We start from the raw sequence: 24,761 nt of genomic DNA, 5'->3' as shown, positions 1-24,761 counted from the left end.
TATGGAAATTCCTAAAATTGTAGGTGCTGGTATCGTTGTACTAGGTGTTGGTATTGGTCTTGGTAAAATCGGAGCTGCTGCTCTTGAGGCTATCGCTAGACAACCAGAGCAGTCTGGAAAAATTCAAACAGCTATGCTTATCGCTGCTGCACTTGTTGAAGGTGTTGCGTTTGCTGCTCTATTTGCAGTAAACTAATCAAACTAGGCCATTCCCGTAACGGTTGGTTGCGGGACATGGTTTTTTTTAAGAAATAGTAATAATTATTTATACATTATATAATGGAATTAATTCATCAGTTTTCATCAGGATTATTTATTATCCAAACGGTTATTTTTCTGGCGCTTTTGTTTTTGCTAGGTAAATTTGCGTGGAAGCCTATTCTAAAGTCTATTAATGACAGAGAAACTTCTATCGTTGATGCTTTGAATCAGGCTAAATTGGCTAAAAAAGAAATGGAAGATCTTAAATCTGATAACGAAAGAATTATTCGTGAAGCTAAAATTGAAAGAGATTCTATCCTTAAAGAAGCTAGAGAAATTAAAGAAAGAATTGTAGGTGAAGCTAAAGATGTTGCTAAAGCTGAAGGAGATAAAATGATCGAAGCTGCTAAGCAAACCATCCAGACTGAGAAAAATGCTGCAATGTCAGAAATCAGAACTCAGATCGGTGCTTTATCTGTAAATATCGCAGAATCTATCTTGCAGAAAAATTTAGAGAAAACTGAAGCTCAGGACGAGTTGGTTCAAAATTATTTAAACAAATCTAATCTTAACTAAGAATGCTTAGATCTAAAGTAGCTAAAAGATACGCACAAGGTTTGCTGGATTTCACAAACGAATCCGGACAGACTAATGCCGTATTTTCTGAAATGAAAGATGTTAAGAAACTGATGTCTGAATCTGAGGATTTAAACAAATTTTTCAAGACGCCTTACATTGATGCAAAAAAGAAAGAGGACGTTGCTAAAGAGATTTTTAAAAGTTTTTCACCGGTTTCTCAGAATTTGATTACTTTGGTAATCAGACAGGGGCGTGAAAATCATTTGAGAAATATCGCTCAGGAATTCATCAATAAAGTGGAGGATATCAATGGTGTACAGAGAATTACTCTTACTACTGCGACTCAGCTTTCTAAAGAAAACGTTGACCAGATTTTAAAATCTACAGATTTAGTTAAGGAAGGTTCAAACTTTGACTTAAATCTTACCATCAATCCTGATATTTTGGGAGGATATATTTTAAGAGTTGGAGATCAGCAGATCGATGCATCTGTAAAATCTAAGCTTAATAATATCAAAAAAGATTTTCATTTAAATTAAGAAAAAACAACCATATAATGGCAGAAATAAATCCGGCAGAAGTATCTGCGATCTTAAAACAACAGTTGGCCAACTTCGACACTCAATCTAATGTTGAGGAAGTAGGTACAGTTTTGACCATCGGTGATGGTATTGCTCGTGTATACGGGTTAGAAAATGTACAGTACGGTGAGTTGGTAAAATTTGCTAGCGATGTAGAAGGTATCGTACTAAACTTAGAAGAAGACAACGTAGGTGTGGCTCTTTTAGGTGAAAGTAAATTGGTAAGAGAAGGAGATACAGTAAGAAGAACAAACAGAATCTCTTCTATTAAAGTAGGAGAAGGAATGTTAGGTAGAGTAGTTGATACTCTAGGTAACCCAATCGATGGTAAAGGACCTATCGAAGGTGAGTTGTACGAAATGCCATTGGAAAGAAAAGCTCCAGGTGTTATCTACAGACAGCCGGTAACTGAGCCTTTACAAACTGGTATCGTTGCAATTGATTCAATGATTCCTGTAGGAAGAGGTCAGAGAGAGTTGATCATTGGTGACAGACAGACAGGTAAAACTACTGTTGCTATTGATACAATCATCAACCAAAGAGAATTTTTTGATGCAGGAAATCCTGTATATTGTATATATGTTGCGATTGGGCAAAAAGCTTCTACAGTAGCTCAAATTGTTAAAACTCTTTCTGATAAAGGAGCTTTAGCATATACTGTAATTGTTGCAGCTAACGCATCAGATCCAGTTCCAATGCAGGTATATTCTGCTATGGCTGGTGCATCTATCGGTGAGTTCTTCAGAGACACTGGTAGACCTGCCTTAATCATTTATGATGATTTATCTAAACAGGCTGTTGCTTACCGTGAGCTTTCTCTACTATTGAGAAGACCACCGGGCCGTGAAGCTTACCCTGGAGACGTTTTCTATCTTCACTCAAGATTATTGGAAAGAGCTGCAAAAGTAATCGCTGACGATACTATTGCTAGCCAGATGAATGACTTACCAGACTCATTGAAGCCAATCGTAAAAGGTGGTGGTTCATTAACTGCACTTCCAATTATCGAAACTCAGGCGGGTGACGTTTCTGCATATATTCCAACCAACGTAATCTCGATTACTGATGGACAGATTTTCTTGGAGTCTGACTTGTTCAACTCAGGGGTTCGTCCTGCAATCAACGTGGGGATCTCTGTATCTAGAGTAGGTGGTAATGCTCAGATCAAATCAATGAAGAAAGTTTCTGGTACTCTTAAATTAGACCAGGCTCAGTATAAAGAATTGGAAGCGTTTGCTAAATTCGGTTCTGACCTTGATGCTTCTACTTTAGCAGTAATCTCTAAAGGAGAAAGAAACGTTGAATTGTTGAAGCAGCCGGTAAACTCTCCGCTTCCTGTTGATAGCCAAGTTGCTATGATCTATGCAGGTACAGAGAACTTATTGAGAAACGTTCCGATCAACAAAGTAAAAGAATTCCAAATTGAGTACATCTCTTTCCTAAGATCTAAGCACCCTGAAACAATGGCTGCAATCAAAGCTGGGAAAATCGATAACGATATCACAGGTGTTCTTAAGCAGGCTGCTAATGATTTAGCTTCTAAATATAACTAAAATCAATTCAAAATTCCGAATTCAAAGTCTCAGAATTTTGAATTCGGAATATTAAATTCTTGAATCCGTACAATGGCAAACTTAAAAGAAATACGAGGAAGAATCAGTTCAATTTCATCTACGATGCAAATCACCCGTGCTATGAAAATGGTTTCGGCAGCGAAACTAAAGAAAGCACAAGATGCCATCGTAATGTTGAGACCGTATTCTGAAAAATTGCAGGAGATCATCCAGAATGTAAATTCTAGCTCAGATCCTGATCAGGTTTCTATTTATGCTCAAAAAAGAGAGGTTAAAAAAGTACTTTTCATCGCTGTTACTTCAAACAGAGGTTTGGCAGGTGCATTTAACTCAAATATTGTGAAAGAACTGAATGTTCAGTTTCAGAATAATTCTCAGTACGAAATTGAAGTTCTTACCATTGGTAAAAAAGCTTATGATGCGGTAAGAAGAAGCCGTACAGTGTTTTCTAATGAAAGCAGTGTTTTTGATAAGCTAAGTTTTGATGTAGTTTCAAACGTTACTGAAACGGTAATGAGCAACTATAGAGAAGGTAAATTTGACGAAGTATATGTTATTTATAATAAATTCGTCAATGCAGCTACTCAGGAAGTAATTACTGAGAAAGTTCTTCCGATTTCTATGTCAGAAGTTGATGCTAAAGATACTCAGGTAGAAACAGATTATATTTTCGAGCCAAATAAAGCAGAGATTTTAGATAATTTGATTCCTAAATCAATTAAAACTCAGGTTTTCAAAGCTGTGTTAGATTCAGTAGCTTCAGAGCACGGTGCCAGAATGACAGCGATGCACAAAGCAACAGACAATGCACAGGAGTTGAAAAATGACTTGGTTATTTTCTACAACAAAGCAAGACAGGCTGCGATTACAAACGAAATCTTAGAGATCGTTTCAGGAGCAGAAGCTTTGAAAAATTCATAAGAATATATTCATAAAATAATTAAGCATCGGTTTTTCCGGTGCTTTTTTTTTGAAGTACAGGTTATTATGGTGCTTGATAATAGTTAGATAATATCAAATAATTTGTTGTAAAAATACAGCTGCCTTTCATTTTCCTAATCCTGTTACATTCATCATCCAACATTTAACTTGTAACAGTTCAATATATTTTGTATATCTTTGTACAATAAATTATAATTTCTAAATGGACTCTGACATAGTCAGGCTTTTACTAGCCTTGTTTCTTGTTTTATTAAATGGCTTTTTCGTAGCCGCTGAATTTTCAATTGTTAAAGTTCGTTATTCTCAGATTCAGATCAAAGCTGCTGAAGGTGATTCGATGGCTAAGCAGGCTGAGCACATTATCAAGCATCTTGATGAGTATCTCTCCGCAACGCAGTTGGGAATTACATTAGCTTCACTAGCTTTAGGTTGGGTAGGCGAAAGTGCCATGCATCATGTGATCGACAACTTGTTTCATTCCCTAAATATAAATTTTAGTGAATCAACAGTGACTACAATTTCTGTCGTAATCAGTTTCTTGATTATTACCGTAATGCATATTGTTTTTGGTGAATTGATACCGAAATCTATTGCAATAAGGAAAGCAGAAGCTACGACAATGGCAACTGCCGTTCCGTTGAGAGTTTTTTATACAGTTTTTAAACCGTTTATTTGGTTGATGAACCTGATGTCAAACGGAGTTTTAAGATTAATGAAAATTCACCCGGCATCAGAGCAGGAAATACACTCTACAGAAGAGCTTCAGCTTTTGGTGAAACAAAGTGCCGACAGCGGAGAAATTGAAGAAGAAAACTACGAGATTATTAAAAATGCATTTGATTTTACAGACCACTCTGCGAAACAAATCATGGTTCCGAGACAAAATATTACGTCAATTGATTTTGCAGATGATTTAAATGAAATCATTAATAAAATCATGGATAGTGGATATTCGAGAATTCCGGTCTACGAAAACTCAATTGATAATATTATCGGGGTTTTTTATACAAAAGAAATCATCAGAGAATTCGTTAAAAGAAAAGGAGTTTTGAGTCATGAAGATTTGAGCGAATTGATGCGCGAATCATTCTTTGTGGTTGGAAGTAAGAAAATTTCAGATTTGTTGAAAATTTTTCAGCAGAAGAAACAGCATTTAGCCATTGTAATTGATGAATTTGGTGGTACTGAAGGTATTATTACATTAGAAGATATTTTAGAAGAATTGGTAGGTGAAATTCAAGATGAAGAGGATGATGAAGAGAAATTGGTTGATAAAGTAGGTCCTAACACGTTTTGGGTAAAAGCGACACAGCCTTTAGATGAAATCAATGAATCTTTACCAAAGAAACTGACCGTTTCTGAAGAAAGTGAATACAATACTTTGGCCGGATTTATTCTCCATGCCTTAGAAGACATTCCTGAAGAAAACCAGGAATTTGACTTGGAAAATTATCATTTCAAAATCTTAAAAATGAATAACAAGAGTGTTGAAATGGTAGAATTGATTTATAATGAACCTAATAATATCGTGGATGATATTATAGAAAAATTAGGAGAAGATTAAAATTATTTAGACAATGATTTTTTATAATAGCATAAAAGATTACGAGAATCCAAAACGTCAGTACGAAGAAGAAGTTCTGGTTTTGGACGAAACAGATGAAGTGTATAAGCTAATTTTACATAACGACGACATTCATACTTTTGATGATGTCATTGAAGCTTTAATAGAAATTTGCAAACATGATCTTATACAAGCCGAACAATGTACCATGCTTGTACATTACAAAGGCAAATGCACAGTGAAAACAGGCTCTTTGGATGTTTTAAAACCTATGCACGAAAAATTAATTTCAAGAAGCTTAACCAGCGAAATCGTATAATACAAACTCCGGCAATCGTCGGAGTTTCTTTTTTGATTAAAATATTTTGAATGAATATTGTAATCTTTCAATTCTATAATCTCTTAATTGTTTTATATTTGTACAAACTATATTAGAATGCTTGTAATAGGAATTGCGGGAGGAACAGGATCCGGCAAAACTACCGTTGTTGATAAGATTATTCAGCAGCTTGATATTGAAGGGATGAATATTTTATCTCAGGACAATTATTATCATGATAATCACAATCTCACACTTACAGAAAGAGAAGCGTTGAATTATGATCATCCGAAGTCGATAGATTTTGAATTGATGCTGAAACATGTGAAAGCATTGAAAAATAATGAAGCGATTGAGCAACCTGTTTACAGTTTTGTAACCCATTCAAGAACCGGTGATCACGTTACCGTGGAGCCGAAAAATGTATTGGTTGTAGAAGGAATTTTAGTTTTGACCAATAAAGAATTATTGAAAGAATTTGATCTAAAAGTCTTTGTACATGCTGATTCAGATGAAAGATTGATCAGAAGAATCAGGAGAGATACACAGGAGAGAGGAAGAGATCTGAACGAGGTTTTGCACCGTTATCAGACAACCTTGAAGCCAATGCATCAGGAATTTATTGAGCCGTCAAAAAACGATGCCGATTTAATTATTCCAAACATGAAGCAAAATTCTGTGGCGATAGATTTTTTAACGACTGTTATTAGAAATTCACTGAGAAAACATTAGATAATGGCTGAAAAAGAATTAATTAAAGAGATCCAACCCAAATCGGAGGCACTGAAATTTCTTCAGCATTATGTATTGAATAAATACGTGATTGCAATATGTCTTTTCTTGGTTTGGATGGTATTTTTCGACAAAACTTCGTTTTTGGTAATCAATGAGTTGAACGGAGAAATCAATAAATACGAAGAGCAACTTGATTATTATAAGACAGAGTACGAAAAGAATGATCAATTCTATAAAAAGCTCATGAATAATAAATCTGAAAAAGAGAAATACGCCAGAGAAAATTACTTCATGAAAAAGCCAAATGAAGAAATATTCATTCTGGTCGTAGACAGCACAAATATCGCTAAGAAATAATTTAAAGTGAACTGTGAATAATTGATGGCTTTTCAGCAATTTAAAACGAGTCTGCCAATCACGATTATTCATTATCCATTACTTATTACTCATCATTTATGTCAAATACTGAAACCTTTTCCAATTGGGAAAATCTTGTTAAAAAACAACTTAAAACCGAAGATATTTATACCGTTCTGAAAAAAGAAAATTTGGAAGGAATTGAGGTAAAACCTTTTTACGATGTTGTTGAGAAACCTTTGGTCAACCTTCCGAAAGTGGAAGAAAGTACGCATTTGGTAGCAACGTATCACGACACTTTGGAGGAAGATGTTTTTGCTTTTTTATTAAATGAAAATGTAGAAAATCTGATTGAGAAAACTATTTTCATCAATAATAGAGATTTAGCAGAACATATCAGTCCCGAAGATAATGATCAATATTTTTCTTTGATTGATGTTTTTGATGAAAAAAGCGGGTCAATTAATGATCAACTGGTCAAAGAATTATTGGCAAAAAGTTTCAAAAGAAATATATGCATAGATGTTTCATTTCATCAAAATGCGGGCGCTTCTATTGTTCAACAGTTGGGAACTGCATTGGCAAAGACAAAAGAGCTCATAGAAATTTACGGAGCCGAAATCTTAAATAAAATACTGTTCAGATTGGCTGTCGGAGGAAACTATTTCTTTGAAGTGGCTAAAATTAGAGCTTTTAAATTGGTTTTTAACCAACTTTCAAAAGAATACGGTTTAGACGATATTCCTTATATTTTTGCTGAGACTTCTTTGAGAAATAAATCAATTTCTGACAGCGAAAACAACTTGATTCGTTCTACATTAGAGTTGGCTTCTGCAATGATTGGAGGAGCAGATGCAGTTTTCAGTACCAATTATCAAATTGGAAACAATACCGAAAATTCTGAGGAAATATCATTTAAACAACAGATTGTTTTGGCGTATGAAAGCATCATTAATGTATTTGAAGATGCCTCAAACGGGAGCTATTACATTGAAGATATCACTCAGCAAATTGCGGAAAAATCTTGGCAGTTCTTTTTAGAAATTGAAGAAACTGGAGGCTATTTAGAAAGTCTAAAACAAGGAATTCTTCAGAGAAAAATCTACAATCAGGCTGTAGAAGAGCAAAAATGGGTTGAGGCAGGGAAAATAAAGCTGATTGGCGTGAATTTATATCCAAAATTAGACGTTAAAAAGTCTGAAGGAGAGCTTTATGATGAAAAAGAAATTAAAGCGGTTCGTTGGGCTGAAATGTTTGAGTAATGAATAAAAAGCTGATTGACTTATTTGAATATACCTATCATTTCAACAACGAAATGATTAGAATTATTTCGGAAAATATTTTTAAAGTTGACGAGAAAATAATCAGCTTAATCAATCATACCTTAAATGCTCAGCAAGTGTGGACTTCAAGAATTTTAAATGAAAAATCTTTTGAAGTTTGGCAAATCAATCCTTTCGAAAGTTTGAGTGAAATCAATCATGAAAACTATTTGAAAAGTATTGAAATTATTGAGAGCTCAGATTTAGACCGAAGAATTGAATATCAAAATTCAAAAGGAATTAAGTTTGAAAATACTATTTTCGAAATACTTTTTCATGCCGTCAATCATTCGACTTACCACAGAGGTCAGATCAATTCGTTATTGAAACAAAATGGTATTGAACCAATATCAACAGATTATATTTTCTATAAAAGATAAGCTCTTTGGAAATTTCAATTTTAAATAAAGAAATTCAAAATTATATTGATGTAAATCTAAACACAGATCTGCATTCTCTTCTATTAAAAAAATCTCCATTTCCTGAAGTTTCTATGCAGGAAATTGTTCAGCAGATCAAAGGAAAACAGGTTGCTCAGAAAAAATTTCCTTTTCTATTAAAGGATGGCGTCGTTTTCCCTCCACAGCTGAGTTTAGAGCAGTCTTCTTCTGACAAAACAGCAGTTTATAAAGCTCAACTTCTACAAGGAAAGAAATTTATCGATCTCACAAGCGGTTTCGGGATTGATGCCTACTATCTGTCCGCAAATTTTGAGGAAGTCACCCTGGTCGAACAAAATCCTGAACTTGTAAAAATTGTAGAACATAATTGGACTACTTTAGGTAAAAAAGCAAAGTTTATCAATCAAAAACTAGAAGACTTTCTCACTCACAATACTGAAATTTTTGATGTAATTTATCTCGATCCGGCCAGAAGAGACCATCAGAAGAATAAAGTTTTCTTGTTAGAAGATTTGTCTCCCAATATTCTTGAGATTCAGGATAAGCTGCTGTCGATTTCTAAACAGGTGGTCATTAAACTCTCCCCTTTGATTGATTTAAAATACCTTGTTTCTGTTTTAAAAAATATCTCCAGAATAGATATCATTGCGGTGAAAAATGATGTGAAAGAGATTGTGGTTTTTCTTTCTTGTGAGCATTCTGAAGCTCTTCATTGCCATTGCATTAATCTGGAAAGCGAAGAATCTGACTTCGAATTTGTGTTTGGCGACGAAGAAAATGCGTCCGCAGAATATGCTGAACCAGAAAAATTTATTTATATACCAAACAACACATTATTAAAAGCGGGAATTTTTAGTCTGATTTCAACGAGATTTAATCTTAAAAAGCTGCATCCCAATTCACATATTTATAGTTCTGACACTAAAATTGAAAATTTTCCAGGACGAATATTTGAAATGGAAGTGATTGATGGTAAGAGAATTAAAAAGAAAGATCAGTATAATATTATTTCCAAAAATTTTCCCTTGAAGCCTGAAGAAATTAAGAAAAAATATGGATTAAAAGATGGCGGAAATGACTATCTTATTTTTACACAATCCAAAAAAGGAAAATTAATATTAAAATCAGTCTGAAAATGTTGCCGAAAAATGCAATATTTCTTACTTTTGGGCAATCAAAAATTTTGGTACAGATTCGCAGTGCTTGTTACTCAAAGAGATTAAGCTACTGCAAATGACCTTTTAAAGAAAATAAATAAATCATATGAAAAAACTAATTATATGTTTGGCTATCGCAACTGTAGCAGTAAGCTGTAAAAAGATTCAGGCTGGCGGTAACAAGAATACTTTGAAACTGGAAGAAGGTGTAGAAAGATATTCTGACGATCACCAAGGCGGTCACGACGGCCACAGTGCTGAGCCTGCTCACGCAACTCCGGCACATGGCACTCACGAAACAGAGGCTCCTAAAACGGACAGTGCAACAGCAAAACATACAGATTCGGCAAAAGCAGAACATTAATTTGTTCTCAAAAATATACATCAATCCTGCACTTGTGTGGGATTTTTTGTTTTGAAACTGGCCTGAAAGATAAAAGCCTCTTTTTTGTTTGTTCAGGCAGTCCAATTTTTTTAAATTTATCCAAATTAAAATTAACAATGCAAGAGACATTAAATTACATCAACGAAAACAAACTTCGTTTCGTAGATGAATTGTTTGAATTATTGAGAATCGCTTCCATTTCTGCTGACCCAGCTTACAAAAATGAAGTTTTGTTGTGTGCTGATAAAGTTGCAGAACATCTTAAAAATGCAGGTGCAGACGACGTAGAAGTTTGCCAAACTAAAGGTTATCCAATTGTTTTCGGACAAAAATTGATTGATAAAAATCTACCCACTGTATTAGTATATGGTCATTACGATGTACAACCTCCAGATCCTTTAGAATTGTGGAGAAAGCCACCTTTCGAACCTTATATTGAGAAAACTGAACTGCATCCTGACGGTGCCATCTTCGCAAGAGGTTCTGCTGATGACAAAGGGCAGTTTTTTATGCAAATCAAAGCTTTTGAAGCAATGATGAAAACCAATTCTCTTCCATGCAACATTAAATTTATTTTTGAAGGGGAAGAAGAAGTAGGATCTGTAAGTTTAGGTGATTTTGTGAATGAGTTTAAAGAAAAACTGTCTTGCGATTGTATATTAATCTCTGATACTCATATTTACAGCAACGAACAACCAACTGTCACTACCGGTTTGAGAGGTTTGAGCTATGTTGAAGTTGAAGTGGAGGGACCTAACAGAGATCTGCACTCAGGTCTTTATGGTGGAGCCGTACCCAATCCGATTCATGTGCTTTCAAGAATGATTGCGAAATTGATTGATGAAGACGGACAAATTACTATTGACGGATTCTATGACAATGTAGAAGATGTTTCTGATGCCGATAGAGCTGATATGAACAAGTTGAAAGATAATCCTGAAGAATTCAAAAAATCAATTGGCTTAAATGGAGTGGAAGGTGAAGTGGGCTACACGACTTTAGAAAGAACATCTATTCGTCCTACATTAGACTGCAACGGAATTTGGGGTGGTTACACAGGTGAAGGAGCAAAAACTGTAATTCCTTCAAAAGCTTTTGCGAAAATTTCTATGCGTTTAGTTCCTTATCAGACTCCTGAAGAAATTACAGAAAAATTCACTAAATATTTTGAAAAGATAGCTCCTGATAATGTAAGAGTAAAAGTAACGCCGCATCATGGTGGAATGCCTTACGTTTTGCCAACTGATACCAAAGAATACTTAGCTGCTAAAAATGCAATGGAAACTGCTTTTGCAAAAGAAGTTCTCCCTTACAGAGGTGGAGGAAGTATTCCTATCACCTCAATGTTTGAGCAGGTTTTGGGAGCAAAGTCAGTATTGATGGGCTTTGGCTTAGATTCTGATGCAATACATTCACCCAATGAACATTACGGTTTGTTTAATTTCTATAAAGGAATCGAGAGTATACCTTTATTCTTCGAAAACTATTCAAAATAAAAATTATAAGTCCTCAAGAAGTTTTTCTTGAGGATTTTTTTTGTTTATATAGAAAAAACATCACGGAAGTGTCTAATTTTATTATATTTACATTAAAATAATTAAAAATTAATTTAATGAAAAAAATTCTATCTTCTTTCTTGATAACTTCTGCAACAGTAATGATGTTTGGGCAGGTTATTGATACACAAAATTTCAATTCATTAACTGCAGGAAATGTGGGAACAAACTTTACTGGAGCAACATCAGGACAGGGAGGGTATTATTTAGTTAACGGAGTAGCATCAGATTACCAAATTACTACTATTGATGCAGCACATGCAAATTCACTTAAAGTGACTGCCGGTTCAGGGTTTGTAGCGACGAGTGATCCAAATAATCATTCAGCAGTAAAACTTGTAGGGGTTAATGCAACTACAGGTAATAATATTATTAAAGCTACTTACAGTTTTTATACCGGCACAGCTAATGGTACGGGTTCTATTTATTTTACAATGATTGATGACGAAACTACTCCGGGGGTCATTGCTGGTGTCACTTATAATGTGGTTACTAAGACACTTTCAGCTGTAGGTGCACGTCTTAATAATGGGGTTAGGCAATTTGCATTATTTAAAACTTTAAATGGAACATATCCTGCTAATACCTGGGTATTTATAGGTATTTCGTATAATATGACTACAGGTGCATATACATTTTATACTCCTCAAGAAACATACACATACGATGCGCCGTTATCACCGTATGCGCTTATACCGGGACTAGATATAGGACAATATCGTACTTATAATTTTAATGCGACTGGAAATACTGTTGCTTATAGCTGGGCAATTGATGACGTTAATGTGTCTTATTCTAATAATGCTGTTTTATCAACTAATGATATTACTACAAAATCAAATAATACTGCGATATTTCCTAATCCAACTGCAGATATTTTAAACATTAGAACAGATTCGAAAATAAATAATGTTTCTGTAGTAGATATAATGGGTAGAAAAGTAAATGTAAAATTAGATGGTGACAAAGTTGATGTAAAAGATCTTCCTGCGGGTACTTACTTAATCAATGTAGAAACTAAAGATGGTATTTCTACTGAGAAATTTATTAAAAAATAAATAAAAAACTAGTTATCAACATAAAACGCTCCGTTCGGAGCGTTTTATGTTGATAACTAGTTTTTTATGATTTATTATTTTGTTAAATAATTTGGAGTATTGAATTAATTATTATATTTTTATAATAAAAATAGTTATGAGAAAAATTTTACTTTTAAGTGCATTATTTGGTTTAAGCTTGTTTAATGCACAAGTTGTGTATAGTTACGGCTTTGATACTGCATTTCCTGCAGATTGGATCACCACCAACCAAAGCAGCCCGGCAGGAGCCAGCACCTGGACTAAAGCAACGTACACTACACCACTTTCGAATGCTATTTTCGGAAGCGGAAATACTACCACAGTTCCTGTAGGGCAGTCTGGAGGAAATAATTCGTTTGCACTTGTTAACTTTAACAGTACTACAGGAGCAGGAATTATTAGTAACTGGCTGCTGACTCCAGTTGTGAATGTAAAGGATGGAGATGTAATCAGTTTCTACACCCGTAAAGGAACAGATGGTACACAAGATTATCCTGACCGTCTTGAACTCCGTTACAGTACAGCTGCAACTACTGTTAACCCGTCAGGAGGTTCTTCCGGTTTGGGGAGCTTTACAAATCTTGGTGTATCAGTTAATCCTACTTTAGTTACAGGTTTTGTTTATCCGAAGGTGTGGACAAAATATCAGTTTACAATTACAGGTGTAGGCTCAACTGCAGTTCCTGTCAAATTTGGATTTAGGTATTTCGTTACCGACGGAGGTCCATCTGGAAATAATTCTGACCTTATTGGTTTAGATACTTTCTCAGTAGACAGACCAGCTCTGAGTATGTCAGAAGCTGAAGCAAAAAGTATAGTAGTTAAAGTCTATCCAAACCCAACTTCAGATTTTATCAATTTTAAAACTGATGCTAAAATTATTAAAACTGAATTGTTTGATTTAGCCGGTAAGAATATAACTGTTCCATTAAAAAACAATCAGTTGGACGTACGAAATCTTCCGTCTGGTCAATACTTAATAAATGTAGAAACATCGGAAGGGAAATTTACAGAGAAATTCATCAAAAAATAAGTACTGATAAATCTTAGTATATTAAAAACGCTCCAATCGGAGCGTTTTTTGTTATTTTAGTAGAAATAAATTTCAAAAAATTATGATTGAAAATAAAGTGGCCTACATTACAGGTGGTACAAAAGGAATTGGCTTTGGAATTGCTGAAACTTTACTGAAAAATGGAGCCTCTGTCGCATTTTCCGGAAGAAGAAAAGAAGATGTTATAGAAGCGGAAAAACAATTGCAAAAGTATTCTGACAAGGTTTTGGGAATCGTTTCTGATGTCAGAAGTTTTGATCATGAAGAAAAAGCTGTTGAAAATATAATTGATAAATTCGGGAGATTAGATTTTATCATTGCCAACGCAGGTTTAGGCATTTTTAAACCGGTTGACGAATTGACTTCGGAAGAATGGAATTCGATGATTGAAACCAATCTGACGGGAGTTTTTCACACTTTAAAAGCATCTGTTGAGGAACTAAAGAAGACGGAAGGATATTACATCACTATTTCAAGTTTAGCTGGAGCCAACTTCTTTGAGAACGGAACAGGCTATAATGCTTCCAAATTTGGTGTTGTTGGTTTTACACAGGCTGCGATGATCGATTTAAGAAAATATAATATCAAATCTACTGTCATTATGCCCGGTTCAGTAGCTACCCATTTTAATGGAAATCAACCTTCTGAGAAAGATAACTGGAAAATCCAACCGGAAGATATGGGAAATTTGATCTTAGATATATTAAAAATGAATCCAAGGGTTTTACCGAGTAAGATAGAGTTTAGAGCAACAAAACCAAAGAGTTAGGAACATATAATGCGCTGAATAATAATTAAATAAGTATTATGCATGCATAATATATTTTTTATTTATATTTACAAAACTTAACAAACATAATTGCTTCTCGGATTTTATGAGTTGAAGCAAAAAGAAAAATATATTATAGATATGAAAATATTAGTTTGTATTAGCAGTGTTCCTGACACTACTTCTAAAATTAACTTTACCGCAGATAAATCTGCTTTCGACAAAAACGGAATCCAGTGGGTCATCAATCCGCTTGACGAATTTGCTTTAACAAAAGCGATTAAATTACAAGAATCTCAGGGAGCAACGGTTACAGTAATTAATGTAGGAGATGCTACCACCGAGCCTGTAATCAGAAAAGCATTGGCAATCGGTGCTAATGACGCTGTTAGGGTAAATCTTGACCCGAAAGACAGTTATTCTACAGCAAAAGAAATTGCTTCTGTAGCTCAGAATGGAGGATATGATCTAGTACTTTGCGGAAAGGAATCTATCGATTATAATGGAGGTTCTGTTCCCGGAATGGTTGCTCAATTATTGGGTCAGCCTTTCGTGAATGCGTCTGTAGGTTTAGATGTGAACGGTAGTGAAGCAACTGCTGTTAGAGAAATTGAAGGTGGTAAAGAAACTATTTCAGTTAAATTACCTGCTGTAATTGCAGGTCAGAAAGGTTTAGTTGATGAGAAAGACTTGATTATTCCAAATATGAGAGGAATTATGTCTGCAAGAACAAAACCTTTACAGGTGGTTGAACCTACTTCTTCTGAAGTGAAAGTTCAGGGCGTTTCTTATGACTCTGTTCCGCCAAGAGCAGCCGTGAAAATTGTTTCTCCTGATAATTTAGATGAATTGGTAAGGCTTCTTCACGAGGAGGCTAAAGTTATTTAATCTTTTAATTATTAAATTTTTTAATCTTAAATTCAAGAAAAATGGCAGTATTCGTATACGCAGAAAATATAAACGGAGTTTACAAAAAAGCAGCTTTTGAGGCAGTATCTTATGCTAAAGCAGTTGCAGATCAGGCTGGTGAAACGGTAACAGCTATCTCTGTAAACCCAACAGATTCTTCAGATTTATTGTATAAATATGGAGCAACTAATGTAATCAATATCAAAGACGAGGGTCTTAAAAATTTCTCAGCAAAAGCTTATGCTCAAGCAGTAAGTGAAGTGGCTGACGGAAATATTCTTGTTTTTCCTCACACTACAGATGCTTCTTCAGTAGCACCAATGTTGGCGGTGATGAAGAATTTTTCTTTAATTACCAATGTTTTGGAAGCACCGGAAAGCCAGTCTCCATTCCAGGTGAAAAGAAAAGCGTTCTCAGGAAAAGGATTTATGCATGCAAAAGCTGAAGCAACAGGAGTAATTCTTACTGTTTCTCAAAATGCTTTTGGTGTTAAAGAAAATGCTGTTTCCGGTTCTGAAGAAGTGAAAAATCTTTCAGTAGCTAATGAAGATACTAAGGTGATTTCTCATGAGCAAAGTTCAGGGAAATTAGACCTTAAAGAAGCTGAAGTGGTAGTTTCTGCCGGTAGAGGTATGAAAGGTCCTGAAAACTGGGGAATGGTAGAGGAATTGGCAAACGTTTTAGGAGCAGCAACTGCTTGTTCAAAACCGGTTTCAGATATTGGTTGGAGACCTCACACAGAACACGTTGGGCAAACAGGTAAAGCAATTTCTCCAAATTTATACATCGCAATCGGTATTTCCGGAGCTATTCAGCATTTGGCTGGAGTCAACTCTTCTAAAACGATTGTTGTCATCAACAGTGATGCAGAAGCTCCGTTCTTCAAATCAGCTGATTATGGTGTAGTGGGAGATGCATTCCAAATTATTCCTGCATTGACAGAAAAAATTAAAGCACTTAAAGGATAAAATAAAAAAGTGAATTGGCAATAGTCAATGTACTTTGCTTGTCTGTTTAAAAATTCACTTGCGAAGCACAATTAACAACTCAGTTAATTCACAATTCACCTATAAAAGCTCGGTATCCGAGCTTTTATTTTTGTCTAAAAAGTAAAACCTACAATAAAAAATTAATTTATATTTGTAGTCATGGATTATAAACAGCTAATCATTCGCGGAATATCGTATAGCCAGACCCAATCGGGGGCGTACGCTTTGTTATTGGAACATGAGGAAACACACATTAAATTACCTGTTGTTATAGGGAATTTTGAGGCACAATCCATTTCATTAGGCCTTGAAAAAGACATTCATCCACCACGTCCGCTTACTCACGATTTATTTACAAAATTTATAGTTTCTGCACAATTTGAATTGGTTTCAGTGATCATTTATCAGATTGTTGACGGAGTTTTCTTTTCAAATATCAATTTTAAAAATAAACTTACAGAAGAAGAATTAATCTTGGATGCAAGGACTTCTGATGCTGTTGCAATGGCAGTAAGATTTGACGCACCTATTTTCACAACTCAGCAGGTTTTGAGTGAGGCGGGAATTCTTCTTGAGCTGGAAGAAACAGCGAAAGAAGAAGATGTATTCTCTGAAACCATGCAGGATGAAGACAGTCTGAAAAATATTTCTATGGAAGAATTGCAGAAATTGTTGGATGATGCTGTGAAAGAGGAGGATTTTGATACCGCTCTTGAAATTCAGGAGGAAATCAAAAGAAGAAAAAAGAAAATCGATTAAGGATATTATAGATACAAAATGAATTTAAAATTACGATTGACCATTCTGAGCTTTCTCCAATTTGGAGTTTGGGGAGCTTATCTTACTTCCATGGGAAACTATCTTGGCTCGGTAGGATTGGGATCTAAAATTGGACTGTTCTATGCCATGCAGGGGATTGTATCGATTTTTATGCCTGCGATAATGGGCATTATTGCAGACCGATGGATTCAGGCACAGAAGCTTCTCGGAATTTGTCATTTTCTGGCTGCTGTTTTCCTGATCTGGGCAGGTTACTATGGGATGTCAGCAGGAGATAACGTTGAATTTTCGAGGCTTTTTCTACTTTATAGTTTAAGTGTAACGTTTTATATGCCGACGATTGCGCTTTCCAATTCTGTAGCATACACAGTTTTGGTCAATAATAATTACGACACCATTAAATCTTTTCCACCTATTCGTACATTAGGAACTGTAGGTTTTATCTGTGCGATGTTATTTGTTAACTTTGCAGGAATTCAGGACGGAAGTATAACTTTTAATTTTTCAAATCAATCTGATTTTCCAAGTTTTCAGAATAGCTACAGCCAATTTTTTGTTTCAGGTATCTTAGGAATTGTATTATTCATTTATTCTTTTACTTTGCCAAATTGCGAAGTCAATAAGAGTACCGAAAAAAGAACTTTGTCTGATGCATTGGGTCTTAAAGCTTTTGCTCTGTTTAAAGAGAAGAAAATGGCGATTTTCTTTATATTCTCAATGTTTTTGGGTGTTTCATTACAAATTACGAACGGTTACGCAAATCCATTTATTACAAGTTTTAAATCAATTCCTGAGTATGCAGATACTTGGGGTTCAAATAATGCGAATGCGCTTATATCATTATCGCAGGTTTCAGAAACCTTGTGTATTCTATTAATTCCATTCTTCTTAAAGAGATATGGAATCAAAAAAGTAATGCTAATGGCGATGTTTGCGTGGTTTTTAAGATTCGGATTATTTGGTCTCGGAAATCCTGGCGGAGGAGTTTGGATGTTTGTTTTATCAATGATCGTTTACGGAATTGCTTTTGATTTTTTCAATGTTTCTGGTTCACTGTTCGTTGATAAAGAAACGGATAAAAGTATTCGCTCAAGTGCACAGGGAGTTTTTATGATGATGACTAATGGCTTTGGAGCTACGATAGGGATGTTGGGCGCTCAGGAAGTTGTTAATCATTATGTCTTTTCGCAGACAGATCCAGCGTTACAGCTTGTAGGATGGCAAACTTCATGGTATATTTTCGCAGGTTATGCGCTTGTAGTCACTATTCTCTTTGCAATTGTTTTTAAGCATAAACATGATCCAACAAAAGTAAGCGAAATAAAACATTAGAGTATTTATTGAAATATCTTCTGTATTTTTCATTTTTTGTTGAATTATTACGTGGTTTTATAAGTTTTTGTTAAAAATTAATTATTTTTTTTTAAAAAAGATATATTGTGTTTATATAAAATTTTTATATTTGTTAAGTAATCGTTGTTTTGTTGTATAAAACAAAATAATTATACCTAATTAATATGAAAATACTATGAAAAAGACTTTTTTTATGTTAGGGATAGCGGCTGCTATTCTAGCAGGTTGCGAATCTGATGATAAATTAGAAAATCAGTCAGAAAACAAAATTGAAAGCGCAAATTCACATCGAGGCTGTGCGTCTGACGAAGTTTTAAAAGATCAAATGGCAAACGATCCAGCATTGGCGATGAAAATTGCACAAATTGAAGCTTTTACCCAAACAAAGTTGAGTGAAAACTTTCAGTCGAGGCTTGTGAATGGCGTGATTGAAATTCCGGTTGTTGTAAATGTACTTTATAAAACTGCTGCAGAAAATATTTCACAAGCGCAGATTCAGTCGCAAATAGATATACTGAATAAGGATTTCAATGCTACAAATACCGATTATAATGATGTTCCCGCTGCATTTTCTAATGTTAAAGCTAATGTAGGTATACGTTTCGTGTTAGATCAAGTTGTCAGAAAATCTACTAAGAAAACTTCATGGGGTACCCGTGATGCCATGAAGAAATCTGCACAAGGAGGATTAAGTCCTCTTTCTCCGACCACGAAACTTAATTTATGGGTTTGTACTATCGGTGGTGGCATTTTAGGATATGCTCAGTTTCCTGGAGGTGCTAGTGCAACAGATGGTGTGGTTGTAGATTCTAAATATTTTGGAAGTACAGGAACCGCTACATATCCTTTCAATCTGGGAAGGACCGCAACCCATGAAGTTGGTCACTGGATGAATCTTCGCCACATTTGGGGAGATGCTACATGCGGAAACGATCTGGTCGCGGATACACCGTCGCACAACACTGCAAATTATGGTGCACCAGCTTTTCCTCATTACAGTACTTGCGCAGGAAACCCTGTAGAAATGACGATGAACTATATGGATTATGTGGATGACAGAGCGATGTACATGTTTTCTTCAGACCAGAAAAGCAGAATGTTGGCAGTTTTCCAATCAGGAGGACCAAGATATTCTTTCGCACAATAAGTTTTAAACAAAAATCTAAATATAAATTGCACTTTTGAAAGAAAGTGCAATTTTTTTATTTTCGGGCAACCATTTCAAACGTTTGTCGTCTTATAGATAGAAACTGATACATGAAGAATTTAGAAGAGAATTTTAAACTTGCCAAAAAACAGGATCGGAGAGCCCAAAAAGCTCTTTACGAGTTGTTTTCAGCTAAAATGCTGGCGATTGCAAATTCTTACACAAATAACATTCATGATGCTGAAGATATCCTGTTAAATGCTTTTCTGAAATGTTTTAATAAAATTGGTGATTGCAAGGAATGGAAAAGTTTTCCGTTTTGGCTGAGAAAAATTGTTGTGAATGACTCCATAACCTTTGTCAGGAAAAATAAAAATATTCTCTACGCAGATATTGAGATTGCTGATCATTATATGGATGATGAGATCGATGAAAGACTAACTGAAATTAATCTCGGAGAAATTTTTTCACAAATGCCACCAGGTTATCGATTGATCTTCAATCTCTACGTTTTTGAAGACAGAAAGCATCAGGAAATCGCTGAAATCATGAATATTTCAGAAGGTACAAGTAAAAGCCAGTTAAGCAAAGCCAAAAAATGGATTGCTGATTATTTAAAAGCAAAAGAAAATGGACAAAAAAATACTGAAACAATTAAAATCTGAGTACGAAGAGTTGGAAATAAGCCCTTCTTTAGATTTTTGGTCTAAAATTAATACCGGATTAGATGTGGAGGTAAATGTTCCTCAAAAAAGCACTTTGTATTGGTGGAAATATGCTGCTGTAGTGCTTCTTTTTATTTCTTTCGGAGCTATTTTCTACTTTGATAAAGTGGATAATGATAGAAAGGAATTTACGAAAGCTTTTATTAAAGATAAAGATGAAAAATTAGATATTGATAAGAATGAATCTCTTCCCGAAGCTGAAAATTTAGTAAAAATAGAAACTTCTAATGTGGATTCTAAAATAAATTCAATCAAAAAAGAAGAAAATCTAAAACAAACAATTTCAGCAAACCCAACAAGTATTTCTGAACATATTTTTGTTGAGGAAAAAGTGAAGGAAAAAGAAAATCCTCAGATTCCAGTCGTTAAAGAAGCAGATAATTTTTTAAATCAAAAACCAACCATTGCCGAACGCAAAAAGGTAAATTATACCAATGCAGAACAGCTTTTACTTGGAAGAGAATTGGATAAAACTAGGGAAGAAAACCTGAAAAATCATAAACAGTTTGGTGTTTTAGATGCTTCAAAAATCAAATTTAAACGGCCTAGTTCCTTAGAAATATTTGGTTTCAAAGTCTTTTCAGATTCTATCTCAATAGAATAATCATAAACAAATTCATAATAAAAATAGACTGTTTAAAACTAATCAGAAATACTGTTGTACCTAAAAATAAGCTTGATATGAAAACAAAAATTACCTTATTTACTGCTTTTTTACTTTCCATTTGCGTCTACGCTCAGGATAATAAAAATGTTTCTTCGGAGATGGACAAATACACGAAAAAAATTGATAGTATCGTTCAATCTGAAAAAACTAATATGAATATTGAACTTGATAAGCTTGATGAAAGATTGAAAGGAAATAATGCTTCGGTTACTGAAGAAAAATCGAAACGCAGAAAAGAAATTGCCGAAAAATACGAGCAAATTATCAATGAAAAAATAGAAAATGAAAAATCTGAACTAGAAACTGCGACGAAGGAACTAGTGAAATTTACAGTTTTAAATCCTAATAAAAAATACAGCTTGACTGTTGATTCTTACCCTGGGGGGGTATTGTTCAGGAAAAAAAGAGTGATGCTTCCTAAAGATTATTTGCATTCTGTAAAGCTTTCTGTTGGCTTTTTGGGAACAAGTTTAGTGACCAAGAATGAGCCTTTGGGCTTTTTTAATGGAGATTCTGAAATAAAAAATGGATTTAATTCATCATACTTAGCTTTAAGATACGAAAATCAGTTAGGAAGTTTTAAAAGCCCATTTTTTTACAGGTTCGGAGTAGGTTATCGTTCGGATAGATTTGTGCCAAAACAAGATAAAGTTTTTTCTCAAAATGAAGATTATCTATATTTACATGACTTTACAAAAGGTGCTTTTAAAAAAACGGGTTTATATAATTGTTATATTACTATTCCCTTGGAGGTAAAATGGGTACTGAATCCTAAATATGTTGACCATGAAAACGTGAAATACATAGATAATAGAAAAACGCAAATGTATATCGTTGCAGGGTTATATGGTGGTGTAAGAGTGACTAGTTTTATTTATAATAAATTTTCAACCGATTATTCTAAAAGAATTGTAGAGCGAGAAACGGTAAGTAATGGAGTCAATAACTTTCTTGTAGGTGGAAAATTTGGAATTGGTTATGGAGGTGTTGGATTATTTATTCAAAAAGATTTTACTCCAACTTTTAATAATGATGCCCTTCTTTTATCAAAATATGGTCTGCAGGTCGGATTAGAATTGGCAAGTATCAATTTCTAATTATTCATCTAAATTTTATTTTTATTAATAATTCATTAAATTTTCTTTAAATATTTTGTTAATAGTAATTGCTAAAATTCAAATATTTGATTTCAAAACACACCTATTTAAAGTGTGTTTTTTTTTGTACTTTGGCTTTCTCAGAATCTTATAAAAAGATGAAAAATATACAGTTAGTTGGATTGATTTTAGTAGTGGTTGGAAGCTTCCTGCCGCTCGTACACGTTCCGATTATCGGAAATTGGAACTACTGGGAAGTTGATCATTATTTAGCCATTGTCTGCTGGGTTTTCTCGGCTATTGCATTGTTTGGAATACTCAATAACAGTCCGAAAATCGTAAGAACGTTCAGTGTTTTATTAATTATCTTGTTTCTCTTCACAATTTTTGCGACAAAATATCAGGCATTCAGCTATTTCAGTTTTCTTCCTTTTAAATCTTGGACAGAGACTTTAGCTTCAACGGTGAAGTTAAAATGGGGCTGGGCTGCGGAGTTTTTAGGTGCTATCATCATGTTATTTGCTACAAAGAAAAAACTATGAGAATATATTCATTTTTATTCATCATATTCATTTTTTTCTCTTCAGAAGTAAAATCCCAGGAACATTTTTTATTACCAGATTCGCCTGCAAAATGCCATCTTATGAAAGTAGGGAAATTCATCAAAGAAGGTGAATCTGCAAAAAAATGGAATATCGTCATTAAAAAAGATTCTCAGCGAGAATATACCAACAACGGAAAAGATTACATCAAATATAAAGTTGAATTTCTTGATGACTGTACATATAAAACCATAGTAACAGGGAAATCGGACGGTAAAAACCCAATCAGAATAGGGGATGTTATCACTAACAAAATTATAGAAACAGATCATCAGTTTATCAAAATTTCATCACAGTATTTTAATAAAACCGATGAAATTATTCTTGAAAAAATAGAATAAGATGCTTTATTCAGTTGGTTTGCTATTGGCTTGAGTGATAATCATTTTTTAAAATTTTAAAATAAATAGTAAGTATACTTAAACAAAAATTAAATAGATAAATATATGAAAGAAGTATTCATCGTTTCCGCGGTAAGAACCCCAATGGGAAGTTTTATGGGAAGCTTATCAACAGTACCTGCTACAAAATTGGGAGCAGCAGCAGTGAAAGGAGCATTAGATAAAATCAATCTTGACCCAAAAAATGTTCAGGAAATATATATGGGTAACGTTTTGCAGGCAGGTGAAGGTCAGGCGCCAGCTCGTCAGGTTGCATTAGGTGCAGGACTTTCAAACGAAACACCGTCTACAACGATCAACAAAGTTTGTGCTTCAGGAATGAAAGCTGTTACGATGGCTGCGCAGGCAATCAAAGCAGGTGATGCAGATGTTATTGTTGCTGGTGGGATGGAAAATATGTCTTCAGTTCCACATTATTATAATGCAAGAAACGCAACCAAATTAGGTGATGTGAAAATGCAGGATGGAATGGTTTTAGACGGTCTTACAGACGTTTACAACAAAGTTCACATGGGTGTTTGCGCAGAAAAATGTGCTACAGATTACCATTTTACAAGAGAAGATCAGGATAATTTTGCCATTGAATCTTACAAAAGATCTGCAAAAGCTTGGAGCGAAGGGAAATTTGCTGAAGAAGTAGTACCTGTTTCAATTCCACAAAGAAAAGGAGATCCCATCATTTTTTCAGAAGACGAGGAATATAAAGCGGTTAATTTTGACAGACTTCCTACACTTCCTACTGTTTTCAAAAAAGAAGATGGAACCGTTACAGCTGCTAACGCATCTACTTTAAATGACGGTGCTTCTGCTTTAATCCTTGTTTCTAAAGAGAAAATGGAAGAATTAGGATTGAAACCATTAGCAAAAATCGTCTCTTACGCAGACGCAGCTCATGAGCCTGAAAACTTTACTACTGCGCCATCAAAAGCATTACCTATCGCTCTGAAAAAGGCAGGTTTAGAGATTTCAGATATCGACTTTTTTGAATTCAATGAAGCATTTTCTGTAGTAGGTTTGGCGAACAATAAAATTTTAGGATTAGATGCTGCCAAAGTAAATGTAAACGGTGGAGCAGTAGCTTTAGGACATCCACTGGGTAGTTCGGGTTCAAGAATCATTGTAACTTTAATCAATGTTTTAAAGCAAAACAACGGAAAATACGGTGCTGCAGCGATCTGTAACGGTGGTGGTGGAGCTTCTGCTATTGTTATTGAGAATTTGTAAGATAATTCTTATGAAAGCTAAATATGCCATATTTGTATTTTTAGCAGGCTTTGTATTAAATATAGTTGGAGCTTGGCTAAAAATTACTCACATCTCATTTGGAGCAATGAGTGGAACTTATGCATAACCATAGGATCCATTCTTTAGGGTATCGGTATTGTATTAATTATTTTTAAAGTTGTCAAATATCCAAAATTCAAGGATTTCTTAAACAGATAAATTTTTAAATAAATAAAGACCAAAAGCAATAGTGTTTTTGGTCTTTTTGTTTAAGGCTAACAGGCGAGCTTCA

Annotated in this window: 28 protein-coding genes; all 28 read left to right on the top strand. The window is 34.5% G+C overall.

Translation table 11 applies throughout. The annotated features are described in order from the left end of the window. Position 1 precedes the first annotated feature (1 nt). The 28 genes from atpE to AR685_RS01890 all read left to right on the top strand — a co-directional run bounded on the left by atpE (position 2) and on the right by AR685_RS01890 (position 24,469). Positions 2-196 carry an ATP synthase F0 subunit C gene (gene atpE / locus AR685_RS02025; RefSeq protein ID WP_002979108.1) on the top strand — a complete coding sequence of 65 codons (195 nt, stop codon included), beginning with the start codon at positions 2-4 and terminating at the stop codon, positions 194-196. Positions 197-279: 83 nt separating this feature from the next. Continuing rightward, positions 280-777, top strand: a complete 498-nt coding sequence (locus AR685_RS02020; protein WP_047444189.1) for a F0F1 ATP synthase subunit B — start codon at positions 280-282, stop codon at positions 775-777. A 2-nt stretch (positions 778-779) separates the two neighbouring features. Further along, positions 780-1,319: an ATP synthase F1 subunit delta gene (gene atpH / locus AR685_RS02015; protein WP_059123565.1), complete on the top strand. Its 540-nt coding sequence runs from the start codon at positions 780-782 to the stop codon at positions 1,317-1,319. Between the two features lie 17 nt (positions 1,320-1,336). Then, a complete protein-coding gene (atpA, locus tag AR685_RS02010; protein ID WP_047444187.1) occupies positions 1,337-2,914 on the top strand; it encodes a F0F1 ATP synthase subunit alpha in 1,578 nt (525 codons plus the stop codon). A gap of 72 nt (positions 2,915-2,986) precedes the next feature. Beyond that, entirely contained in the window at positions 2,987-3,856 is an 870-nt protein-coding gene (gene atpG / locus AR685_RS02005; RefSeq protein WP_047444186.1) for an ATP synthase F1 subunit gamma, read from the top strand. A gap of 223 nt (positions 3,857-4,079) precedes the next feature. Then, complete coding sequence (locus AR685_RS02000; protein ID WP_047444185.1) at positions 4,080-5,441, top strand: hemolysin family protein; 1,362 nt, start codon at positions 4,080-4,082, stop codon at positions 5,439-5,441. Positions 5,442-5,454: 13 nt separating this feature from the next. Next, positions 5,455-5,760, top strand: coding sequence for an ATP-dependent Clp protease adaptor ClpS (locus AR685_RS01995; RefSeq protein WP_047444184.1), 306 nt, complete (start codon positions 5,455-5,457; stop codon positions 5,758-5,760). 117 nt (positions 5,761-5,877) lie between these two features. After that, positions 5,878-6,492, top strand: coding sequence for a uridine kinase (udk, locus tag AR685_RS01990; protein WP_047444183.1), 615 nt, complete (start codon positions 5,878-5,880; stop codon positions 6,490-6,492). A 3-nt stretch (positions 6,493-6,495) separates the two neighbouring features. Beyond that, positions 6,496-6,852 carry an FtsB family cell division protein gene (locus tag AR685_RS01985; protein ID WP_047444182.1) on the top strand — a complete coding sequence of 119 codons (357 nt, stop codon included), beginning with the start codon at positions 6,496-6,498 and terminating at the stop codon, positions 6,850-6,852. A gap of 98 nt (positions 6,853-6,950) precedes the next feature. Continuing rightward, positions 6,951-8,114 carry a methylmalonyl-CoA mutase family protein gene (locus tag AR685_RS01980; protein WP_059123564.1) on the top strand — a complete coding sequence of 388 codons (1,164 nt, stop codon included), beginning with the start codon at positions 6,951-6,953 and terminating at the stop codon, positions 8,112-8,114. Then, on the top strand, positions 8,114-8,554 hold the full coding sequence (locus AR685_RS01975; RefSeq protein WP_047444180.1) for a DinB family protein: 441 nt from the start codon (positions 8,114-8,116) through the stop codon (positions 8,552-8,554). The genes AR685_RS01980 and AR685_RS01975 overlap by 1 nt, the downstream gene beginning before the upstream one ends. Positions 8,555-8,559: 5 nt before the next feature. Then, entirely contained in the window at positions 8,560-9,708 is a 1,149-nt protein-coding gene (locus AR685_RS01970) for a class I SAM-dependent methyltransferase (protein WP_059123563.1), read from the top strand. 130 nt (positions 9,709-9,838) lie between these two features. Next, the gene (locus AR685_RS01965) at positions 9,839-10,096 is read left to right on the top strand and encodes a hypothetical protein (RefSeq protein ID WP_059123562.1); all 258 of its coding nucleotides are present in this window, start codon (positions 9,839-9,841) and stop codon (positions 10,094-10,096) included. A gap of 137 nt (positions 10,097-10,233) precedes the next feature. Continuing rightward, positions 10,234-11,613 carry a dipeptidase gene (locus AR685_RS01960; RefSeq protein ID WP_059123561.1) on the top strand — a complete coding sequence of 460 codons (1,380 nt, stop codon included), beginning with the start codon at positions 10,234-10,236 and terminating at the stop codon, positions 11,611-11,613. Positions 11,614-11,729: 116 nt separating this feature from the next. After that, on the top strand, positions 11,730-12,731 hold the full coding sequence (locus AR685_RS01955) for a T9SS type A sorting domain-containing protein (RefSeq protein ID WP_059123560.1): 1,002 nt from the start codon (positions 11,730-11,732) through the stop codon (positions 12,729-12,731). A 136-nt stretch (positions 12,732-12,867) separates the two neighbouring features. Further along, entirely contained in the window at positions 12,868-13,785 is a 918-nt protein-coding gene (locus AR685_RS01950) for a T9SS-dependent choice-of-anchor J family protein (RefSeq protein WP_059123559.1), read from the top strand. Positions 13,786-13,867: 82 nt separating this feature from the next. Then, entirely contained in the window at positions 13,868-14,575 is a 708-nt protein-coding gene (locus AR685_RS01945) for an SDR family oxidoreductase (RefSeq protein ID WP_059123558.1), read from the top strand. Between the two features lie 141 nt (positions 14,576-14,716). Then, the gene (locus AR685_RS01940) at positions 14,717-15,463 is read left to right on the top strand and encodes an electron transfer flavoprotein subunit beta/FixA family protein (RefSeq protein WP_059123767.1); all 747 of its coding nucleotides are present in this window, start codon (positions 14,717-14,719) and stop codon (positions 15,461-15,463) included. A 41-nt stretch (positions 15,464-15,504) separates the two neighbouring features. After that, entirely contained in the window at positions 15,505-16,452 is a 948-nt protein-coding gene (locus AR685_RS01935) for an electron transfer flavoprotein subunit alpha/FixB family protein (protein ID WP_047444174.1), read from the top strand. 180 nt (positions 16,453-16,632) lie between these two features. After that, positions 16,633-17,232: a bifunctional nuclease family protein gene (locus AR685_RS01930; protein WP_047444173.1), complete on the top strand. Its 600-nt coding sequence runs from the start codon at positions 16,633-16,635 to the stop codon at positions 17,230-17,232. 18 nt (positions 17,233-17,250) lie between these two features. Continuing rightward, positions 17,251-18,585 carry an MFS transporter gene (locus AR685_RS01925; RefSeq protein WP_059123557.1) on the top strand — a complete coding sequence of 445 codons (1,335 nt, stop codon included), beginning with the start codon at positions 17,251-17,253 and terminating at the stop codon, positions 18,583-18,585. A 196-nt stretch (positions 18,586-18,781) separates the two neighbouring features. After that, positions 18,782-19,753: a zinc metalloprotease gene (locus AR685_RS01920; protein ID WP_059123556.1), complete on the top strand. Its 972-nt coding sequence runs from the start codon at positions 18,782-18,784 to the stop codon at positions 19,751-19,753. Positions 19,754-19,863: 110 nt separating this feature from the next. Further along, on the top strand, positions 19,864-20,418 hold the full coding sequence (locus tag AR685_RS01915; RefSeq protein WP_047444170.1) for an RNA polymerase sigma factor: 555 nt from the start codon (positions 19,864-19,866) through the stop codon (positions 20,416-20,418). After that, entirely contained in the window at positions 20,384-21,082 is a 699-nt protein-coding gene (locus AR685_RS01910; RefSeq protein WP_059123555.1) for a hypothetical protein, read from the top strand. Before AR685_RS01915 ends, AR685_RS01910 begins: the two co-directional genes overlap by 35 nt. 77 nt (positions 21,083-21,159) lie before the next feature. Then, a complete protein-coding gene (locus AR685_RS01905; RefSeq protein WP_059123554.1) occupies positions 21,160-22,242 on the top strand; it encodes an OmpH family outer membrane protein in 1,083 nt (360 codons plus the stop codon). 158 nt (positions 22,243-22,400) lie between these two features. Next, positions 22,401-22,784, top strand: a complete 384-nt coding sequence (locus AR685_RS01900) for a hypothetical protein (protein ID WP_059123553.1) — start codon at positions 22,401-22,403, stop codon at positions 22,782-22,784. Positions 22,785-22,885: 101 nt separating this feature from the next. Continuing rightward, positions 22,886-23,185, top strand: a complete 300-nt coding sequence (locus tag AR685_RS01895) for a hypothetical protein (RefSeq protein WP_131777585.1) — start codon at positions 22,886-22,888, stop codon at positions 23,183-23,185. 105 nt (positions 23,186-23,290) lie between these two features. Continuing rightward, a complete protein-coding gene (locus tag AR685_RS01890) occupies positions 23,291-24,469 on the top strand; it encodes an acetyl-CoA C-acyltransferase (protein WP_047444165.1) in 1,179 nt (392 codons plus the stop codon). Positions 24,470-24,761: the final 292 nt, after the last annotated feature.

It is taken from the genome of Chryseobacterium sp. JAH (assembly GCF_001507335.1).
Taxonomy (GTDB): Bacteria; Bacteroidota; Bacteroidia; order Flavobacteriales; family Weeksellaceae; genus Chryseobacterium.
Note: the sequence above shows the minus strand (reverse complement) of the source record. Positions and strands in the feature narration are given on the sequence as shown.